This is a genomic window from Yoonia sp. BS5-3 (assembly GCF_038069655.2).
Taxonomy (GTDB): Bacteria; Pseudomonadota; Alphaproteobacteria; order Rhodobacterales; family Rhodobacteraceae; genus Yoonia; species Yoonia phaeophyticola.
On sequence record NZ_CP150951.2, the window covers coordinates 366,970 to 387,116 of the forward strand.

Here is a 20,147-nt window from a genome sequence, read left to right on the forward strand (position 1 = left end):
CGGCAGGACCACCGCACATCACTGGGTCGTCATCACGCGGGCGCTGTCGCGCCAACGGCACCAAAGACCGCAATGACCAAAAACAAGATCGCAGGCGGAAATGTCATGGGATTATGCGACAACCGCAACGCTACGATCACGCCCCAAACAGCCAGACAGATCGAAAGCGCGGTCACAAAATAAACCAATGACGCATCCCGCTTGACCGCCCCCAAAAGAAAACCCACCGCCATGAACATCATCAAAATACTGTTGGATTCCCATGAAAAGGTCATGGTCGTGCGCGGCCCTTCTTCCAGCGAAAGATTGTTCAAAATCGGGGCCGCGTTCTTGGCTGTCCCAACCAGAATATGGGCAAGACATGCAGCGCAAGACATGCCAGCGGCAGCATAAAGAAAGATCGTGTGTAGCATCAGAACATCCTTTTTTCTCAGTTCGCACCAAGAATAGGGACTATGGCGGCGGCGGATACTTGCAAAAACGAAACTGATGATTGCATATTCGCAAACATGTATGATTGGGACGATTACCGCTACATCCTGGCCATTGCGCAGGCCAAAAGCCTGCCATCTGCGGCAAAGCACCTTGGCGTTGCGGTCTCGACGGTGATGCGGCGGCTGGATAAGATACAATCACGCTCGGCCATGCCGCTTTTTGAAAAAACGGCGCAGGGGTATCAACCGACCGATCTGGGCGACCGGCTTTGCGGTATTGCCGAAGACATGTTTGCACAGGCCATGCTGGCCGAAGGCTGCCTGCGCAACGCAACCGAAAGCTATGAAGGGCAGCTGCGCATCAGCGGCAGCGAAGTGATCGTTCCCTATTTTCTGGCGCGGCATATTCCTGCCATTCAGCAGAGCGCCCCGGGGCTGCGGGTCGCGCTTAGCGTCCATAGCGATAGCCCCAGCCAAACGGCGTCCGAATTTGATCTCTCGCTTTGGCCGAAATGCCCATCCAACCCTGATCTATTTGGGCGCAAGCTGACCAATATCCGCTGGGCACTTTACGGCACCAAAGATGCACCTGGCGGGCAGGTATCGCTGGGAATGTCCGGCAGGGGCGGCGCACAACATCCGGCAGGTGGACAACCCGAACCGCAGATGTTCACAAACAGCCTGATCGCGGCGGCAGCCATTGCAGCGGCGGGCGGGCCTGCGGCCTTCATACCCTGCCTTCTTGGTGAAAGCTGGCCGGGGCTGACGCGGCTCTCGGCCCCAACCGATCACGACATTGGCGAACTCTGGGTCATCTACCGCAAAGACCTGCGCCGGACCGCCCGGATCAAGCGCGTTCTGTCGCATCTTGTCAGTGCCGCGCGCGAAGATGCGCATCTGTTTCTTGGCGACGCGCCGTGAAGGCGGAACGACAATCGGCGTACATACGCATTCTGTACGCCATATGTACGCGATCTGTATCGTCAAAAGCCTATGTTTTCAGGGCGATCCGTACCCGCGTGGTCACAAAGCCCCGTTTTCTGCCCAAGCCCTGCAAACAGCCTTGCGCAACGGGCCAGCCCTGCTAACGTCTGCGCGCATTTCAAATCGGAGCCACACCATGCGCCTCGCCCTCGCTTTTAGCCTCTTTGCCAGCGCCGCAACCGCCCAAACCTGCGGCGGCCCCGTCGGGGATTTTATCAATGGAGTCAAGGCCGAAGCCGTGGCCAGCGGCATCCCAGCCGAGACCGCAGATCAGTTCTTTCGGGGCGCACAGATCGACCAATCCGTCATCCGGGCCGACCGGTCGCAGGGTGTTTTCCAAAAAGACTTTGTCAGCTTTTCGCGTGCACTGATCTCACAAAACCGGATCGATAACGGACGGATCTATGGCGAACGGTATGACAGCACCTTTGATGAGATCGAGCGGCGCTTCGGCATCTCGCGCGGTGTCCTGCTTGCCTTCTGGGCGTTCGAAACAGATTACGGCCAGGTGCAGGGCAGCTTTAACACGCGCAACGCCCTTTTGACCTTGGCCCATGACTGTCGGCGACCAGAGCTGTTCCGCCCGCAACTCATTGCAGCAATTGAACTTTTCCGGCGTGGCGGCATGGATCCGGCCAGTACAACGGGGGCCTGGGCAGGTGAGATTGGACAGCTTCAAAAGCTCCCGCGTGAGATCGTTTTGCAAGGGCTCGACGGCGACGGGGATGGTGTTGTGAACCTGAAAACCTCTGCCCCGGACGCGTTGATGACGGGGGCAAATGTACTGTCTTCGCTGGGCTGGCGCGCGGGCGAGCCTTGGCTGCAAGAAGTGGTTTTGCCAGACAATCTCGATTGGTCACAAACTGGGCTAAACCACAAAAACAGCGTCCGGGACTGGGCCGCACAAGGCGTGACCGCACGGCAAGGCAGCCTTGGCCCCGCGAACCTGCAGGCTTCGATTCTTTTGCCTATGGGGCGCAACGGCCCGGCCTTTCTGGCCTACCCGAATTTTGAGGTCTATTTCGACTGGAACAAAAGCTTTGTCTACGTGACCACAGCGGCCTATTTCGCAACCCGGCTAAGCGGCGCGCAAGTCTATGATGCGGGCAATCCCAGCGCACCGCTGTCAGGGCCGCAAATGCAACAATTGCAGCAAAAGCTGACAGCATTAGGCCATGATGTGGGCGGTATTGACGGCATTCTGGGGGCCAAGACACGGGCGGCGGTTCAGGCCGAACAAGTCCGGCTGGGCCTGCCTGCAGATGCCTGGCCAACGCTTGAATTGCTCAATCGTCTCTAGGGTCAGGACCCATTAATCTTGCATCGTCAGCGGTGATTTCACGAAATATCAGTGGTTTGCGGCGTGCGGCCATAGTGTTCTACGGCCAAGCGGCGCACGCCGCTGAGATGAAGTGAAATCGCCGCCCTTCGGGTTTGCCGGATTTTCTCTCTGACCTGTGGCACATCTGCTTGAAATAGAACCACTATTTTTGCGCAGATGCTTCTTGTCAGAGAAAAAATCTGGTAAACTGACGGTGCCAGATTAATGGGTCATGACCCTAGGGCTTAGCGGATTTCACGCACGGGGTAGCGCTGGCCGTCCTCGGTCAGCAATACCAACCGCTGATCATCCTGGACGAACAGATCACAGCGGCTGCGCAAGGTGCGAAACTCGATGCAGACCGCGCCGGTCTGATCAAAAGCATGGGTGCCAAACCAATTGCCCCCGCCATTGGCTGCCGAATAGGTCCAGCTATAGCTGCCCCCTGGGGAATAACGCGACATGCCGCCATCGAAAAACTCTAATTCACGGCCAAGAACAAGCTGCGCAAACGCATCAGCATCAAGCACCGTGTCAGAGGGGCGGATTTCGTAAGCTTGGGCCTGCGCCAAACCGGCACCAAATATGATCGGGATCAAAAAACGTATCATAGACAGCAGCATAGCCGCTCAGGATAGTGGGCCAAGTCACGAATTGGTGTCTGGATCAAAGCGTCGCTTCGGCCACAGCACGGCGGCGCGCGCGCGCATCGACAGCGCGGACCATCATAAACCGCCCGGACCACATCGGCTCTTTTGGGAACCGCCAGGTGCCATCAATCCGGGTCAGCGCCCCATTCAGCTTACCAGCATAAAGCGGGTCATCACCCTGTTCAAAACCGTCATAAGTCTTGCGAAATGACACATCAAAGCCGGTGCGGGTGCCAATGATGATAGCGGCCAAATGCCCGCCCATATCGCGGCGAAAGGTATTGGGCTCGGTGATCTCGCCGGAAAGCGTCCGTTCGATTTCATTGATCGTCGCTTCAAATGGCACAGGCCCAAGCCCGTCGCCATAATCATATCGGCCCGTCCAACGGCCAGTCAGGGTATCGTTACAATCCATGGCGCGGCGCTACGGGATGGCGGGTGGGGCGCATTGCGCCAGCAAAAGCGGCACCAGGCATCACGCCACCATAGCCGCAGCCTTTTTCAGATCAACCGAAACAAGCTGCGATACCCCTTGCTCGCCCATGGTCACGCCGAACAAACGATCCATCCGGCTCATGGTTACTGCGTGGTGGGTAATGATCAAAAACCGGGTTTCGGTGCGGCGGGTCATTTCGTCCAGCAGATCACAGAAACGGGTGACATTGGCATCATCAAGGGGGGCATCAACCTCATCCAGCACACAGATCGGGGCGGGGTTGGCCAGAAACACCGCAAAGATCAGCGCCAAAGCGGTCAGGGTCTGCTCACCGCCCGAAAGCAGCGACAAGGTGCTCAGCTTCTTGCCGGGCGGCTGACACATAATCTCAAGCCCGGCCTCAAGCGGATCTTCGGATTCGACCAAGACCAGCTTGGCCTCACCGCCGCCAAAAAGATGCTTGAACAGCAACCCAAAATTGTCATTCACCTGCTCAAAAGCGGTCAAAAGCCGCTCGCGACCCTCCTTGTTGAGACTGGCAATACCCGATCGGAGCGCAGCAATCGCCGCTTCAAGATCAGCCTTTTCATTGACAAGCCCGTCATGCTCGACCTGCACCTCTTTGGCGTCTTCTTCGGCGCGCAGATTTACGGCACCCAGACTATCACGCTGGCGCTTCAACGCGTTGACCTCGTTCTCAATCTGCTCTGATGCGGGCATCTGATCCACCTCCACATCCAGCGTCTCCAACAGCTGATCTGGCGTGACCTCTTGCGCCTCCATGATCCGCTCAGCGGCATAGGCAACCGTTTCGCGGGCGGCATCATTGCGCGCCTCCGAGCGGGCACGCGCCTCGCGCGCTTCAGAGGCCAGACGCTCCGCATCGCGTTCCAAATGGCCAGCCTCGCGCAGGGCTTCATCCGCTTCAGCCAGTTTGTCTGCAGACGCTTTGCGGCGCGTTTCCGCCTCATCAATAGCATCGCCCAACTCGGCGCGCTTTGCGGCAATTTCCTCGGGCGCCGCAGTGGCTTCGGTCAGTTCAGCCTCAGAGGCCGCCTTGCGCTCAGCCAGCTCTGCGGTGCGCTTATTCGCCGTCTCCAGCCGGTGCTTCCATCCGGAAACTTCCTTGGTGATTTCCTGACTGCGCTTGAGCCGCTGCTCGCCTTCGCGCCGGACCTCATCATGGGCCGACCGGCGCGACATCATCGTGATCCGCGCAGCCTCGACCGTCATTTTGACGTCTTCAACAGCGGCGCGCGCTGTTTCAAGATCACCCAAGGATCCGGCGGCTTTCTCAGCCTCGGTCAGGGCTTTGCGGGCATTCATCGCCTCCTCTTCATGGCGTTTCACAGCCAATCCAAGGCTTTCCATCTTCCCATGGGACAGGTTGCGATCCGCTTCGGCACGGCTGGCCGCGCGATTGGCATCGGCAACCGCCCGATCTGCATCGCGGCGGGCCGTGCGGGCCGCATGATCAGCCTCTGTCTGCGCCTTCAACAAGGCTGTCAGCGCCTCATGCGCCTGCGCTGCACCGATCGCCGTTGCAGATGCTTCTTCCAGATCACGTTTCAACTCGGTCAACCGGTTAAGCTGCTGAAGCCGCAGGGCCGCCGCCGATGGCGCATCCTCAGCGCCCGCGCGGAACCCATCCCAACGCCACAGATCGCCCTCAATCGACACAAGCCGCTGGCCGGGTTTCAAATCAGCCTGTAAACGAGGGCCATCTGCCGCATCAACCAACCCGACCTGGCTCATCCGGCGGGCCAAAACCTCGGGCACGGTGACGTAATTTGTCAGCGCCATCACGCCTTCGGGCAAGGTCTGCAACGTGGCATAGCCGGGCAATAACGCCCAGCCCGATTTGGCACTGGCATCAACTTCTGGCGCGCGCAGATCATCGGCCAGCGCCGCACCAAGCGCCTTTTCATAACCGCCCTGCACGCGCAAAAGATCAAGCACCTGCCCGCCTTCGGCCGTGTCTCGCTCGACCAATTTGGCCAGCGCGGCCACCTCGGCGCGCAGCGCATTGGCCTCGCCTTCAGCCTCAGACCGCAGACCGCGCGCATCGCTTTCGCGCGCTTGAGTGTCCGCGCGGGCCGCTTCGGCCTGGGTCAGCGCCTTATCTGCCGCCTCAGCCGCAACAACGGCTGCTTTCTCAGCCTCGCCAGCACGGGCAAAATCTGCCTCTGCCTGGGTCAGGGCCGTGCGCGCCTCTTCCATAGCGGTCTTTGCGCGGGCAGCCTCAGCTTCGCTTTTGTCCAGGGTTGTGCGGTTATCATCCACAAGACGCTGCGCCGATTGGTGACGGGCCGCCAGCCGGGCCACATCTTCGGTCATCTGGGCTGCATCGGCCTCACGTTCTTGCAAAACACCCGCTGCTTCGCGCGCTGCCACATGGGCGGCCTCAAGCCGTTCGGTATGCCCCTCCCCGGCTTTTTCCAACTCGCGCGCTTCCCATTCCAGGCGTTCAATCGTCTCGCCGGCATCCTTGTTCAGCCCGCTTTCGCGTTCCATATCGCGGCCAAGCTGATCGATCCGGGATCGCAGCGTGTCGATCATATCAAGCGCGCGCTGTTCTTGATCTTTCAGCGTATCGCGCTGTACCTGCAGACGCTGCAACACCGCGGCGGCAATCGCCTCTTCCTCGCGCAGGGGCGGCAGAGCGTCTTCGGCAATCTGGCGGCCCTTTGACGCCTCACGCGCCGCTTTTTCCGCCTGCGCCGCGGCGGTCGTGCGCTCGCGCAATTGCGTTGTGGCGGCCAAAAGAGCCTCATCCGCCTCTTTCCAGCGCCGGAACAGCAGCATGCCTTCCGATTTGCGCAGCTTGTCCCCAATCTCGCGATAACGGGCTGCCTGACGGGCCTGACGGGCCAATTGCGCAAGCTGCGCTGCCAGCTGCTCAATCACGTCATCCACGCGGGTCAGGTTGGTCTCTGCACCCTTCAGCTTCAACTCAGCCTCATGGCGGCGCTGATAAAGGCCCGAAATCCCCGCGGCCTCTTCCAGAATACGGCGGCGGGCCTTGGGCTTGGCGTTGATCAACTCCGAAATCTGCCCCTGCCGGACCAGCGCAGGCGAATGGGCCCCGGTTGAGGCATCAGCGAACAGCATCTGCACATCGCGGGCACGGACATCTTTTGCGCCTACCTTATAGGCAGATCCCGCATCACGGGTGATCCGGCGAATGATCTCCAGATTATCTGCATCATTAAAGGCGGCGGGGGCAAGACGCTCGCCATTGTCGATGATCAAAGACACTTCGGCAAAGTTACGGGCAGGACGCGAGGATGCACCGGCAAAGATCACGTCCTCCATGCTGCCGCCGCGCATCGCCTTATGGCGGTTCTCACCCATGACCCAGCGCAAGGCTTCCAGCAGATTGGATTTACCGCAGCCATTGGGACCGACAACACCGGTCAAACCATCAGCGATGATCAGATCGGTCGGATCAACGAAACTCTTAAAGCCGTTCAAACGGAGCTTACTAAATCGCACGGGGACTACCTGCTCTTGATTCCCTGACGTTGAACAAGACTGTCCTGTGGGCCGCGCTCGTGTCAACGAAAGCAAACAAGATAAGGGGATTTCCCCGCACTTATCCACAAGATATTGCGGATATCCGCTTCTTATTTCCCAAAATACTCCCGCCGGAGGCAGCAAAAGGCGCAGCGCCGCGCCATTTTGTCGGTTTCGGCCTTGACGGAGCCAATGGCAAAAGCGCACACCTTTGCACATATGGTTCCCCGATCCGTGCCAAGCACAGGGGATGAAATGGGAATGTGGATAGGGCCGATCTTCATCAGAGGCCCCAAGCCACAGCCGCCCCCGCGACTGTATGCGCAGAGCGCGTTGCGACAATGCCACTGGGACACCGGGAAGGCCGCAACCCGCAGCGACGCGCAAGCCAGGAGACCAGCCATACAAGAACAATGCAACTTGCCGTCGGGGTTGGCGGCACAGGAGGAACAGATGTGTAGAACACCCGATACCGCACACGGCAGCAAATCGGATCCGATGCCAGACCGCGCCCGCATTCCAGCCATTTGGCTGCATCCGAACATCACCTGACGCGCCAAACCAATCTTGTCGTATGGCGGCCCCGCAGGGCCGGCATTCCATTTGGAAACAGCCAGATCAAAGAGACCACCATGCCCGCAAAAATCCCAGCCACCGTTGTCACCGGCTTTCTAGGCGCCGGAAAAACCACACTTATCCGCCACATGCTGCAAAACGCCCAAGGCAAAAAGATCGCGCTGATCATCAATGAATTCGGCGATCTTGGGGTCGATGGCGACATTCTCAAAGGCTGCGGGATCGAAACCTGCACCGAAGACGATATCGTTGAGCTCTCCAACGGCTGCATCTGCTGCACCGTGGCCGATGATTTCATCCCCACAATGGAAACGCTTCTCGCCCGCGAAGACAAACCAGATCACATCGTCATCGAAACCTCCGGGCTCGCGCTCCCGCAACCTTTGGTGCGGGCGTTCAACTGGCCCGGCATATCGACCCAAGTCACCGTAGATGGCGTCGTCACCGTGGTCGACGGGCGCGCCGCGCATGATGGGCAATTCGCGCATAATGTTGCGGCGGTCGACGCCCAGCGCGCACAAGACGAAAACCTCGACCACGAAACCCCACTTTCCGAGCTTTTCGAAGATCAGGTGGCCTGCGCCGATATGATCGTCGTGAACAAAACCGACCTGCTCAGCGCCGATGAGGCGACAACGCTGACTGGCCAGCTCAAATCAGACGCCCGCGACGGGGTTCAGGTGGTCAAAGCCGCCATGGGCGCGCTGCCCGTTGACGTTCTTCTGGGTCAGGGGATCGGTGCCGAAACGGACATGGCCGCGCGGCATGAACACCACCATCATTACCACCATGATGATGAAGACGACCATGATCATCACCATCACGATCATGACCATGATGATTTCGAAAGCTTCGTTGTCGGACGCGGCGAAATCGAAGATGCAGATGCCTTCACTGCCCAAGTGGCCAAAGTGATCAACGACCATGGCATCCTGCGACTCAAAGGCTTTATCGCCGTTGCGGGCAAACCTATGCGGCTGACCTTGCAGGCGGTCGGTCCGCGCATCGACACGTATTTCGACCAGCCCTTTGGCGATACTCCCCGCGCAACAAAGCTGGTCGTCATCGGCGAGGCCGGGCTGGATCACGCCGCCATCAGCGCTGCCTTGCAAGCATGATCATCGTCGAACGGACAGATCCGCATCACCCGCAGGCCACCGCGCTATTGCAGCAAAGCCACGCGCTGATGCAAAGCCTCTTTCCGCCCGAAGACAATTTCTATCTGGAAATCGACGATCTGGTTGCCGATCACATCCATTTCTTCACCGCACGCGAAGGCGATCAGATCCTGGGCACCGGGGCCATCGCGCTCAAAACCGGCTATGCCGAAATCAAATCAATGTTCGTCGATGAGGCCGCGCGCGGCAAAGGGATCGCAGACGCGCTCATGCGCCAGCTTGAGGATACCGCGCGCGACGAGGGGGCAAGCATCATAAAGCTCGAAACCGGCAACCTCCTCCATGCCGCGCATAAGCTTTACAAACGGCACGGGTTCACCGAATGCGGCGTCTTTGGCGATTATGTCGAAGCGAACAGCTCGATCTTCATGGAGAAACCCCTGTGATCCCCGGTTGCGCCTGCCCTGGACCCCGATCCGGGGCCTCGACCTGACATGCATCTGCTCGCCGCCACCCCCGGGGCCATCAGCGACGGCAATGAGCCGGTCGATCTGGCCCAAACGCCCGCCGATCTGGTGATCATCTCCGCCGCCGATACCGAGCTTGCGGCGCTCTCGGCCGCACGGTCCGAAATGACCGACCCACCCAGTCTGCGGCTGGCCAATATGATGCATCTGACGCACCCGATGTCCGTCGATCTGCATCTGGACAATTGCGCCACAAAATCACGGCTGGTGATCGCGCGCATCCTTGGCGGCGCGGGCTATTGGAAATACGGGCTCACGCAATATTCGGCGCGGCTGCATGCGGCGGGCATCCCCTTTGCGGCGCTGCCCGGCGATGACAAACCTGATCCCGAACTACGCGCGCTTTCGACAATTCCCGAAGAGGATTACGATCGCCTGTGGTCCTATTTGGTCGAAGGTGGGCCAGAGAATTGCACCAATCTGCTCGCCCACGCCAAAACGATGCTGGATGGCAGCGAGACGCCCCCTGCCCCCGCCTCGCTCTTGCGGGCGGGTGTCTACTGGCCCGGCGCAGGCATCGCCGATCTTGCCGCAGCGCAGGGTGATTGGAGGGCAGATGCACCCATCGTGCCGATCATCTTCTACCGCGCGCTGGTCCAAGGCGGCGGCCTGAACCCGATCAACCGGCTCACCCGCAGCCTTTTGCGCGCAGGATTGAACCCCTTGCCGATTTTCGTGGCCAGCCTCAAAGACCCGGTCAGCACCGCCACACTGCACAGGCTATTGGCCGAGGCCCCGCCCGATGTGATCCTCAACTGCACCGCCTTCGCGGTCGGCTCTCCTCATGACGGCGACGACAGCCCGGCCAACCCGCTGCTGGCCAATAACGCGCCGATCTTTCAGGTCATCCTGTCGGGCGCCTCTGAGGACAGCTGGGCAGGCAGCCCCCAGGGCCTCACTGCCCGCGACATCGCGATGAATGTCGCCCTGCCCGAGGTGGACGGGCGGGTCCTGGCGCGCGCGGTCAGTTTCAAAGGCGAGGCATTCTTTGACGAAGCTACCGAATGCCCTATCGCCACCTATCAGGCACGCGGGGATCGGATCGACTTTACCACAGCGCTCGCCAAAAACTGGGCACAACTGCGGCACACACCCGCCAGCGCCAAGAAAACCGCGCTGATCCTCGCCAACTACCCCAACAAGGACGGACGGCTGGCCAATGGTGTCGGACTGGACACGCCTGCAGGCACCGTTCACGTGCTGAACTTGCTCAAGGCCGAGGGTCACAAAGTCACGCCGCCCAAAGACAGCGCCGCCCTGATGGATCAGATCATGGCCGGTCCCACGAACTGGCTGACCGACAGATCCGATAAGGAAGGCGGCGAAGTCCTACCGCTCGATATCTACAAAAAACATTTCGAAACGCTCCCCTGGGACCTCAAGGATCAAATAAACACACGCTGGGGCAAACCGGAATACGATCCTTTCTTTTGGCCAGAAATATCCCCGCCGGAGGCAAAAACCAGCGCCGGTTTCGCCCTCTCCATCCACCGTTTCGGCAACGCGGTGGTAGGCATCCAACCCGCACGCGGCTACAATATCGACCCTACAGAGACCTATCACTCCCCTGACCTGGTTCCGCCGCATAACTATCTGGCCTTCTATTTCTGGCTGCGGCACCACTGGGGGGCGGATGCGATTGTGCATATGGGCAAACATGGCAATCTCGAATGGCTACCGGGCAAAGCGGTCGCCCTTTCAGAAAACTGCTGGCCCGAGGCGATCTTCGGCCCCACTCCGCATATCTACCCATTCATCGTGAACGATCCCGGCGAAGGGACCCAAGCTAAAAGGCGGACATCTGCGGTGATCATCGACCACCTGACCCCGCCACTGACGCGTGCCGAAAGCTACGGGCCGCTGCGCGACCTCGAGGCGCTGGTGGATGAATATTACGAAGCCGCTGGCGTCGACCCACGACGGATCGATCACCTGCGGCGCGAAATCCTCTCGCTTTCTGAAGTCAGCGGGCTATCCAAAGACGCAGGCTTCACCGGCGACACCGATAGCGACCTTGGCAAACTCGACGCTTATCTGTGCGAGCTTAAAGAGGCGCAAATCCGCGACGGGCTGCACATCTTCGGGCGATCTCCGCAAGGACAACAAGAACGGGATCTGGCAATCGCTCTGGCGCGAGTGCCACGCGGGAACGGCAAGGGGGAAAATGCCTCACTGCTGCGCGCGCTGGCAAAAGACCTCGATCTCAACATCGACCCGCTTGATTGCGACCTCAGCGCGCCAGCAACCCAAAAACCCGACATACTCAAAAACGACACAATCTGGCGCACGAATGGCGACAGCGTCGAACGGCTCGAAAACCTTAGCCAGCAGCTCCTGCGGGACGGGGGGTGGGGCGATGTGGGGGTCACCCCACGAGCGTCACAATCCGTCCTCACCCATATCCAAAATCACATATTGCCCACGATCCGGGCCTGCGGCGGGGCCGAGGGGGCGGGCCTCCTCACCGCCCTCAAGGGGCACTTCGTCAGCCCAGGCCCGTCCGGCGCACCGACGCGCGGGCGGCTTGATGTGCTACCCACAGGGCGCAATTTCTACAGTGTCGACAGCCGGGCCGTCCCCACCCCAACCGCTTGGGCGCTGGGATGGAAATCGGCCGGGCTGCTAATCGACAAATACCTGCAAGACCATGGCGATTGGCCGCGCCATTTGCTGATCACCGCCTGGGGCACAGCCAATATGCGCACGGGCGGTGACGACATTGCCCAGGCGCTCGCGCTGATGGGGGTCAAACCCACCTGGGACAGCGCCAACCGTCGGGTCACCGGGTTTGACATGCTGCCCCAATCAATCCTCGGGCGGCCCCGGGTCGATGTGACCTTGCGCATATCGGGCTTTTTTCGGGATGCCTTCCCCCAACTGGTCGCCCTGGTCGACAGCGCAGCCAAAGCGATTCAGGACTTGGACGAAGCGGGCGACATCAACCCCGCCGCCGAAGCTGCGCGGCAGGGTCAAGACAGCGCTCGCGTTTTTGGCTCAAAACCCGGGGCCTATGGGGCGGGGCTGCAAGCGCTGATTGATGAACGGATCTGGGCTGACAAATCCGACTTTGCCGAGGCCTATCTGGAATGGGGCAGCTACGCTTACGGGGCTGGAAAGGACGGACAAAAGAGCCGGCCCTCCTTCGAAACCCGGCTCAAACAAACCGACGCCATTGTCCAAAACCAGGACAACCGGGAACATGATCTCTTGGATAGCGACGACTATTACCAATTCGAAGGCGGGGCCGCCGCGGCGATCAGCACGCTGCAAGGGCAAGACAGGCCGATCTACCATAATGATCATTCCCGGCCCGAACGGCCCGTCATTCGGACGCTGGATGATGAAATCGGACGGGTCGTGCGCAGCAGGGTGGTGAACCCCAAATGGATCGATGGGGTCAAACGGCACGGGTACAAAGGCGCGTTCGAAATAGCCGCAACGGTCGACTACCTCTTTGCCTTTGCCGCGACCACCAGGGCGGTGCGCAACCATCATTTCGATCTGGTCGAAGAGGCCTTTATCAAGGATGAGGCCACCCGGGATTTCATTGCCGAGGCCAACGCTCCTGCGCTCAAAGAAATCGCCGAACGGCTGCAAGAGGCGATTGATCGGGATCTTTGGCAGCCGAAATCAAATTCAGCGCGAGCGCGCATCGCGGGGTTATTGACTTAGGATGAGCCTCCGCCCCGAAAATAACGCGCATCTGCGCTTTGCCGATGGGTCCGATGCGGTGCAGAAAAGCGCATTGGTCAATATCGTCAAAGCCTGCCCGCCGCTGATGGATGCTTTCAAACAGGCCCGGTCCCTTAACCTGCCCGATTGGTGGATCGTATCGGGGGCGATCTACAATCAGGTTTGGAACCACCTGACCGGCAAGCCCGATCTTTACGGGGTCAAAGATATCGATCTGTTCTATTTTGACCCCGATACCAGCTATGCCGCAGAGGATAAGATCATCGGGCGCGCCGCAACGCATTTCGACACGCCTGTCCCGATTGAGCCACGCAATCAGGCCCGGGTGCATCTTTGGTATAAGGACCATTTTGGACAGGATTACGATCCGCTGCGCAAAGCCACGGACGGGATTGATAATTTTGCGTGCAAGACCCATGCGGTCGGGATGCGCCTGAATGCAGATGATGATTTCACCATCTACGCGCCGTTTGGGTTGAATGACATATTCAGCTTTCGACTGACCCCGCATACGATCCGTGACAACAAAGCCAGCCATCTGGCCAAGGGTCAACGGCAGATGGCGCTCTGGCCGCAGCTGACCTTTGTGCCCTGGCCAGATTGAACCCCGCCCCCCAAGCCGATACGCTGATCCCCAACACAGGAGCCGCCGATGACTGATGACACCGACCGCCACGCGATGAAGATGGCCAAGAAAAAGGCCGCCCGCGATAAGATCATGGCGACCAAGACCGACAAAAAAGGCCTCGTCATCGTCCATACGGGCAAAGGCAAAGGTAAATCCTCTGCTGCCTTCGGGATGATCTTTCGCTGTATCGCCCATGATATGAAATGCGCCGTGGTCCAGTTTATCAAAGGCGGCATGTCCACCGGCGAACGGGACCTGATCTTGAATAAATTCAGCGACACCTGCGCTTTTCACACGATGGGCGAGGGCTTTACCTGGGAAACCCAGGACAAATCACGCGATATTGAAATGGCGCAGGCTGCCTGGGCAAAAGCCAAAGAGCTGATCCTGGATGAAACAAACCACATGGTGCTGCTTGATGAGATCAACATCGCCATCCGCTACGACTATGTCAGCGCCGCCGAGGTTGTCGATTTCCTCAAAAATCATAAGCCCCAGATGACCCATGTGGTCCTGACCGGGCGCAATGCGCATGAGGATCTGATTGAATTGGCCGATCTGGTGACCGAAATGGAGCTTGTCAAACATCCCTTCCGGTCAGGGATCAAGGCCCAAATCGGGGTTGAATTCTAAACCTGCTAAGATGTGTCTGTGCAACGCTGCCTCTTTTGGCATCAGAATTGCGCACCAGAGAATTGCATTGGTCGCCCGGTCGCTTATGTAACGTCATTATGACACAGATGTTGATGCTGCAGGAAACGGATCTTGTCGCGCGCGGTTTGCAGCGCGCGGTCTATCTGCATCCGACAGACCCCGACAAACTGGTCAAAGTACTGCTCCCTTCGCCCGAGACGGCAGGCCGGTCTGGCTTTGGCAATTTCATGGAAAAGCACTTTCCGCTGACCCGCGTCAGGCACATTCGCAAGGAATATACCGAATACCTGCGTCTGATGCTGTCCCACCAGGACCCCGCATTTCGCCCGCCGATCACCCATATGTACGGGTTCGCCAACACGCAACTTGGGCTTGGCTGCGTCACCGAACGGGTCACGACGAAGCAAGGGAATTTGGCGAAAACCCTCGACGTATTGGTAAAGGGTCAAGGCGTGACGCCGCGCAATCTGGATCTGCTGAACGATACGATCAGGCGACTTTACCAATGCGATATTCGCACCAGCGACCTGACCGCCAAAAACCTCGTCTTCGGACGCAGAAATGGCGGGCCAAAGGAATGTGTGCTGGTCGATGGGTTTGGCGACATCCATGCAATCCCGGTGCGTTCGATGGCCAGTTGGTCCAACCGGCTGGGTCTGGACGACAGCTGCAAACGGCTGGCGCAGCGCACCGGGCTTTTGTGGAACAACAAGTCCCGAGAGTTCTCGCAACCCGGCTGACAACAGGTTAAGCTCCGTTAGAGGTAGCAAAGGACCCGATCATGCCAAAACACCGCGTTCTGACCGAATTTGGCATGGGAACCAGCCTGCGCCGTCAGGATTATACCCAAGCCGCGCGGCGTGGCTTGCAAGACGCCCTATGGCACAATTCGATCAACATGGCCGAGCTTTTTGGCTTTGAAAAAGAAGCGATGCTGATCGATGTGCAGATCGCCGTTCAAGAGCCCGATCAGGTGGATACGAGCAGCCTGTTGGATATCTTTCCTTACGGCCAACCGACAATTGCGGTGCATCACGGCGGCCTTGATGTCCCCCGCCCTGATGGTCCGCCAACGGTGATCGCCAATGTGGCTATCAATGTCTCATTCGAAATGGAGCGCCAATGACCGACCAACGCGTGATCATCGAAATGGGCATGGGCAACGACCTGCACGGTATGGATTATCAAAAGGCCGCCGCCCGCGCGATTGAGGATGCGATCCGGCATTCGACCTTGCCTATCTTTCAAAGCATCGGGCTGGACCACCGCGATATGCGTGTGCAGGTGACTGTTGGCGTCCAAGAGCCGGGCAAGATCGATACCGCCGCGCTTAGCGCTGGGTTGCCGCGTGGCCGGGCAAGTGTGACGGCTGTCAAAGGCGGGATGAATGTACCCAACCCCGAAACCGGCGACACCGCCGTTGTGGCCACTGCTGCGGTTGAGGCCTTCCTGCCCCCTCAGCATGGTCGTTGGAAAACCACCTGAATGAAGCTGACCGAAACACACCGCCACGCCTTGCAGGATATTTTGCAATGGCGCCGCGATGTCCGGCATTTTTTGACCGATCCCATCCCGGCTGAAACGCTGGAACGCTTGCGGGCGGCGATGGCGCTGGCGCCTTCGGTCGGCAATGCCCGTCCCTGGCGGGTCTTGCAGGTCACGACCCCCGCTTTACGCCAGGCGGTCATCGCCAATTTTGAGGCTGCCAATAAGGACGCAGGCACAATCTATACAGGTGAAAAACGAACCGCCTACAACGCGCTGAAACTGGCCGGGCTGCGGGATGCGCCGGTGCATCTGGCCGTTTTCACCGAAGAAACACCAGATGAGGGGCACGGGCTTGGGCGCCAAACCATGCCCGAGATGCTGCGCTATTCGACGGTTGCCGCAATCCATACGCTATGGCTTGCAGCGCGCGCGGAAAACCTGGGGCTGGGCTGGGTATCGATACTTGATCCAGGCGGGGTAGAGCGCATTTTGGATGTCCCAGACAGCTGGACGCTGACCGGTTATCTGTGCCTCGGCAAAGCAAAATTTGATGATGATACGCCATTGCTCGCCCAGAAAAAGTGGCAGAAAAATACGCCCACGACATGGCAGGACATATGATCAAACGCCGCCCCGGCTTGCGCAATAACGCGGCCGTGCTAGCTGTTGGTCAAACGCGAGAAAGGACAGAACCATGACAACGCTTCTTGGGATTTCAGGCGCGCTGCGGCAGGCCTCAACCAACCGTTTGTTGCTACGCAATGCAGCCGAGATTTTCGGACCGGACAGCTATGTTGAGGCCGATTTGAACTTGCCCCTTTATGATGGCGATCTGGAAGAGGCCGGAGGCATTCCAACAGCGGTCCAGACCCTTGCCGATCAAATCGCTGCGGCAGATGCTGTCATCATCGCAACCCCTGAATATAATAAGGCCATATCCGGCGTTTTGAAGAACGCGCTTGATTGGGTCAGCCGCACGAAAGGTGGGGTTTGGCGGGACAAGCCGGTTGCGATCATGTCGGCCGCCGCAGGCCGCGCGGGCGGTGAGCGGGCGCAGTTTTCCTTGCGTCTGGCAATGATGGCCTTTCGCCCGAATATCCTGCAAGGCCCCGAGGTTTTGGTGGCAAATTCCGCCAATGAATTCGACGCCGGGGGCAAGCTGACCAATGAACGTTACCGCGCCCAGATCACCGAATTGATGGACCAGCTGCGGGCCTTGGCCGAGGCATAGACAACAGCAAGACTGCGTACAGAACCTGTACATATCATGTATGTACAGCGGCAGCTTTCAGGGGCTGATCACTGGAAAATGGCAACCCGGCCGCATAAGTAAGGCCGGAAGGAAAAAAGCGGGGAGAGTGTGAATGGCACGCGGCGCAGGTGGCTCTGACGGGGGAACAGGCAGTTTCCTGATCGGTTTGATCATGATGATCGGGGGCGGCTATCTGCTGCTGGACGGGATTGTGGTACGGCCCAATTTCGGGCTGGGCGCCCGCGCCTTTGGGATCGGCGGCGTGTCAATTACCAGCGGCATGATCCTGATCCCGTTTATGTTCGGGGTCGGCATGATCTTTTTTAATTCCAAGAACTGGATTGGCTGGCTGCTGGCTGGCGGATCACTTGTGGCGTTGGTTTTTGGCGTGATTGCCAATATGACCTTGCAGCTTGACCGGATGACAGCCTTTGAGCTGATCACGATCCTGGTGCTGACCGTCGGCGGCATCGGACTGTTCCTGCGATCGCTGCGCGCGGGATAAGTTTATCGGCCAGGGCTGGGCACATGACCAAAGACAGATATGCGCGACAGAGCCCAAATTTGTTTCAAATTCTGGGATGACTGTTTTCGGGAAACTGATGCAAACCGCTGTTTCCCGAAAACGCCAATTAGAATGATCAAGCTATCGGTGCTAGTAGAATTCCAAGCGACGAACGCCCAATTAACGCGACAACCAGCCTTTTAGTGCGTCAAAAAACGCGGCTTCCTCTTCAATAAATGGGTAGTGGCCTGATGCTTCGAAGATCAAAAGCGTTGCATTTGGCATCAATCCTGCGATGCGTTCGGCGCCATGTTCTGCGACGGTGATCGGATCATGTTTCCCTGCAATTGCCAGTGTCGGCGTCTCAATTGTGGGAAGCTGCTCTAGCATATTGAAGCTGCCCAAAAGCGCACCGCTCGCATTCCAAGCTTTGTGGTTATAGACCGTGCGCGCATCCAGGTCGGCACCGACGGCTGCGTCCCATTGGTGAAAATACATTTCGACAACAGGGTTCCACGTGGCCTGCCAATCTGCATCATCCGCCATGGGCTGGGAGAACAGCTTGCCAAAGGCCGCCATTTGTTCGTCTGTACCCGCGACGGTTGGCTGATAATCAAAGGCTGGTACAGTGTCGATCAGCACCAAACCATCAAGCCGGTCCTGGTACCGCGCGGCAAATTCCTGGGCGATGAACCCGCCATAAGAATGCCCGATCAACGTGAAGGTTTCATGCCCAAGTTGGGTCATCAGCGCATCAGCATCAGATGTCATGCGATCGAATGTCATCTCGCCATAATCATCCGGCGACGCTGACCGACCGTTGCCGAAGTGGTCGTAATACACGACCGTATGTGTTTCGCTGAGCTGATCAAAGTAAGGGCGCAAGTAATCATGGCTTAGCCCAAGGCCACCATGCATCATCAAAATTGGCGGGCCAGTGCCAACAGTCTCATAGTAGAGCTGCGCCCCGTTAACAGAAGTTGTCTCTGCCAATACGGTGTTTGCCCCAGTGGCCAACACAGCCGCTGTTGCAGCGGCCTTAAGGTCATATCTCATGCTTTGCTCCCTTGCTACGCTCATCGGATGCTAGGCGAATATGTCAAAAATCTGCAAACTCTCTTTGGAATGAATGCCATGAAGGCCGAAATGCGCCATTCGCTGCGCTGCGGAACACCGATCATTTTCGGCTCTTTTCGGACGGTATTTCATGGTGACCGCTTTTTCTGTGTCCAAGTGAAAAGACCGCAATGTTATGGATAGTCAGCAGTAGGGCTGATCCCGGCAATAGCGGGGAAAACTGTGCCGCGCTCTTTCTTTCTGAGCTTCATCCGCGCAATAATCGATCATCGTCGCGGCATGTCGGATCTTCGGCTGGATTGTGTCTGTGACGGCGTGACCCCAAACTCGGCCACATAGGCGCGGGTCATTGCAGAGGCATTTTTGTAGCCGCAGCGCAGTGCGATTTCGGATACCGAAAACGGGGAATGTTGAAGGTATTCGCGCGCGGTGGAAAGACGCAAATGCCGGTAGACCTGCTGCGGTGTTGCGCCAAGCTCTTGCTGGAACAGCCTTGCGAGGTTGCGTTGGGACATTTCAACTGCTTGCGCGAATATGGCAATCGGCAAGGGGTTTTCGATGTTGTCAGACATCTGCGCCAGAACCTGTGCCAGCTTGGGGGATCGCGTTTTTATGGGCACGCCCGCTGCGCCTGGGTCCAGGCTGGCATCCAGAAACATGCTTGAGACGTCCAATTTCAGGGCCTCCCCATGACTGCGCGCGATCAGATGTAGTACCAGTTCGAACGCCGTCGTCGCTCCGCTGCAGGTCATGATATGACCATCGACAACATACCTGTCGGCAACGACCCTCACATCGGTAAAAGCCTCGGAAAACCGGACCCGTTCAAGCGGGTGAATGGTGGCCGCTTTGCCGTCCAGAAGCCCTGCCCGTGCCAGCAGCCAAGGTGCCGTATCCATGCCAATTATGTGCGCGAAGCGCCTGCTTGCTGATTGCAGTGCACGCGCTGTTTTATGATGGGCATAGGATTGAACATCATAACCAGCCAGAACGCATAAATGATCGCCCCCCTGATGGTCGCTGATGTGTCGCTCTGGCATGACCGGTAGCCCGCTTGACGATATGACCTTGTCGCCTTCCAGCGAAGCAAAGCTCCAATCATAATAGTTGCGGCCCAGAAATTCATTGGCCGCCCTGAGCGGTTCAACGGCATTGGCGAGGCAATGATTTGAGAACCCCGGATAGAGCAGAAGTGCGACACTTTCTGAAGTTCTGGCTGATACTGTCCAATTTGGCATGGTTTTTGTCTAATTCAGCACGCCATGTCGATCAACTTAGATTAGCCTTC

Annotated in this window: 19 protein-coding genes and 1 riboswitch; of the genes, 13 read left to right on the forward strand and 6 right to left on the reverse strand. The window is 58.4% G+C overall.

Going from position 1 to position 20,147, the window contains the following annotated elements; translation table 11 throughout:
- Positions 1–32: 32 nt before the first annotated feature.
- A complete protein-coding gene (locus AABB29_RS01935; protein ID WP_341368547.1) occupies positions 33–413 on the reverse strand; it encodes a hypothetical protein in 381 nt (126 codons plus the stop codon).
- Positions 414–509: 96 nt separating this feature from the next.
- Here AABB29_RS01935 and AABB29_RS01940 point away from each other — a divergent pair, with 96 nt between their 5' ends.
- Both AABB29_RS01940 and AABB29_RS01945 read left to right on the forward strand, forming a co-directional pair.
- Positions 510–1,355 (forward strand): LysR family transcriptional regulator, encoded by an 846-nt coding sequence (locus AABB29_RS01940; protein WP_341368546.1) that lies wholly within the window; start codon positions 510–512, stop codon positions 1,353–1,355.
- A 199-nt stretch (positions 1,356–1,554) separates the two neighbouring features.
- Positions 1,555–2,718, forward strand: a complete 1,164-nt coding sequence (locus tag AABB29_RS01945; RefSeq protein ID WP_341368545.1) for a lytic murein transglycosylase — start codon at positions 1,555–1,557, stop codon at positions 2,716–2,718.
- Between the two features lie 266 nt (positions 2,719–2,984).
- Here AABB29_RS01945 and AABB29_RS01950 read toward each other — a convergent pair whose 3' ends face one another.
- From AABB29_RS01950 to smc, 3 genes are read right to left on the reverse strand one after another with little or no spacing between them, the layout of a single operon-like run.
- Positions 2,985–3,350, reverse strand: coding sequence for a hypothetical protein (locus AABB29_RS01950; RefSeq protein WP_341368544.1), 366 nt, complete (start codon positions 3,348–3,350; stop codon positions 2,985–2,987).
- Positions 3,351–3,405: 55 nt separating this feature from the next.
- Complete coding sequence (locus AABB29_RS01955) at positions 3,406–3,804, reverse strand: hypothetical protein (protein WP_341368543.1); 399 nt, start codon at positions 3,802–3,804, stop codon at positions 3,406–3,408.
- 60 nt (positions 3,805–3,864) lie between these two features.
- Complete coding sequence (gene smc / locus AABB29_RS01960) at positions 3,865–7,320, reverse strand: chromosome segregation protein SMC (RefSeq protein WP_341368542.1); 3,456 nt, start codon at positions 7,318–7,320, stop codon at positions 3,865–3,867.
- 224 nt (positions 7,321–7,544) lie between these two features.
- Positions 7,545–7,761: riboswitch (cobalamin riboswitch) on the forward strand.
- A 212-nt stretch (positions 7,762–7,973) separates the two neighbouring features.
- Between smc and cobW the strand changes: the two genes are divergently transcribed.
- From cobW to AABB29_RS02015, 11 genes are all read left to right on the forward strand, one after another.
- Entirely contained in the window at positions 7,974–9,035 is a 1,062-nt protein-coding gene (gene cobW, locus AABB29_RS01965) for a cobalamin biosynthesis protein CobW (RefSeq protein ID WP_341368541.1), read from the forward strand.
- Positions 9,032–9,481 (forward strand): GNAT family N-acetyltransferase, encoded by a 450-nt coding sequence (locus AABB29_RS01970; RefSeq protein ID WP_341368540.1) that lies wholly within the window; start codon positions 9,032–9,034, stop codon positions 9,479–9,481. Before cobW ends, AABB29_RS01970 begins: the two co-directional genes overlap by 4 nt.
- 48 nt (positions 9,482–9,529) lie before the next feature.
- Positions 9,530–13,234 carry a cobaltochelatase subunit CobN gene (cobN, locus tag AABB29_RS01975; RefSeq protein WP_373636747.1) on the forward strand — a complete coding sequence of 1,235 codons (3,705 nt, stop codon included), beginning with the start codon at positions 9,530–9,532 and terminating at the stop codon, positions 13,232–13,234.
- A gap of 1 nt (position 13,235) precedes the next feature.
- Positions 13,236–13,859 carry a nucleotidyltransferase family protein gene (locus tag AABB29_RS01980; protein WP_341368539.1) on the forward strand — a complete coding sequence of 208 codons (624 nt, stop codon included), beginning with the start codon at positions 13,236–13,238 and terminating at the stop codon, positions 13,857–13,859.
- Between the two features lie 48 nt (positions 13,860–13,907).
- A complete protein-coding gene (gene cobO, locus AABB29_RS01985) occupies positions 13,908–14,516 on the forward strand; it encodes a cob(I)yrinic acid a,c-diamide adenosyltransferase (RefSeq protein WP_341368538.1) in 609 nt (202 codons plus the stop codon).
- A gap of 98 nt (positions 14,517–14,614) precedes the next feature.
- Complete coding sequence (locus AABB29_RS01990; protein WP_341368537.1) at positions 14,615–15,277, forward strand: YrbL family protein; 663 nt, start codon at positions 14,615–14,617, stop codon at positions 15,275–15,277.
- 41 nt (positions 15,278–15,318) lie between these two features.
- Positions 15,319–15,663: a Lin0512 family protein gene (locus tag AABB29_RS01995; protein WP_373636748.1), complete on the forward strand. Its 345-nt coding sequence runs from the start codon at positions 15,319–15,321 to the stop codon at positions 15,661–15,663.
- On the forward strand, positions 15,660–16,022 hold the full coding sequence (locus AABB29_RS02000) for a Lin0512 family protein (protein WP_373636749.1): 363 nt from the start codon (positions 15,660–15,662) through the stop codon (positions 16,020–16,022). Before AABB29_RS01995 ends, AABB29_RS02000 begins: the two co-directional genes overlap by 4 nt.
- The gene (bluB, locus tag AABB29_RS02005; RefSeq protein WP_341368535.1) at positions 16,023–16,646 is read left to right on the forward strand and encodes a 5,6-dimethylbenzimidazole synthase; all 624 of its coding nucleotides are present in this window, start codon (positions 16,023–16,025) and stop codon (positions 16,644–16,646) included.
- A gap of 73 nt (positions 16,647–16,719) precedes the next feature.
- A complete protein-coding gene (locus AABB29_RS02010; RefSeq protein WP_341368534.1) occupies positions 16,720–17,256 on the forward strand; it encodes an NAD(P)H-dependent oxidoreductase in 537 nt (178 codons plus the stop codon).
- Between the two features lie 133 nt (positions 17,257–17,389).
- Positions 17,390–17,782, forward strand: coding sequence for a hypothetical protein (locus tag AABB29_RS02015; RefSeq protein ID WP_341368533.1), 393 nt, complete (start codon positions 17,390–17,392; stop codon positions 17,780–17,782).
- Between the two features lie 180 nt (positions 17,783–17,962).
- On the opposite strand, the gene AABB29_RS02020 is transcribed toward AABB29_RS02015, so the two are convergent.
- Together AABB29_RS02020 and AABB29_RS02025 are read right to left on the reverse strand one after the other, a co-directional pair.
- Positions 17,963–18,838: an alpha/beta hydrolase gene (locus tag AABB29_RS02020; protein ID WP_341368532.1), complete on the reverse strand. Its 876-nt coding sequence runs from the start codon at positions 18,836–18,838 to the stop codon at positions 17,963–17,965.
- 287 nt (positions 18,839–19,125) lie between these two features.
- Positions 19,126–20,097, reverse strand: a complete 972-nt coding sequence (locus AABB29_RS02025) for a GlxA family transcriptional regulator (protein ID WP_341368531.1) — start codon at positions 20,095–20,097, stop codon at positions 19,126–19,128.
- Positions 20,098–20,147 lie beyond the last annotated feature (50 nt).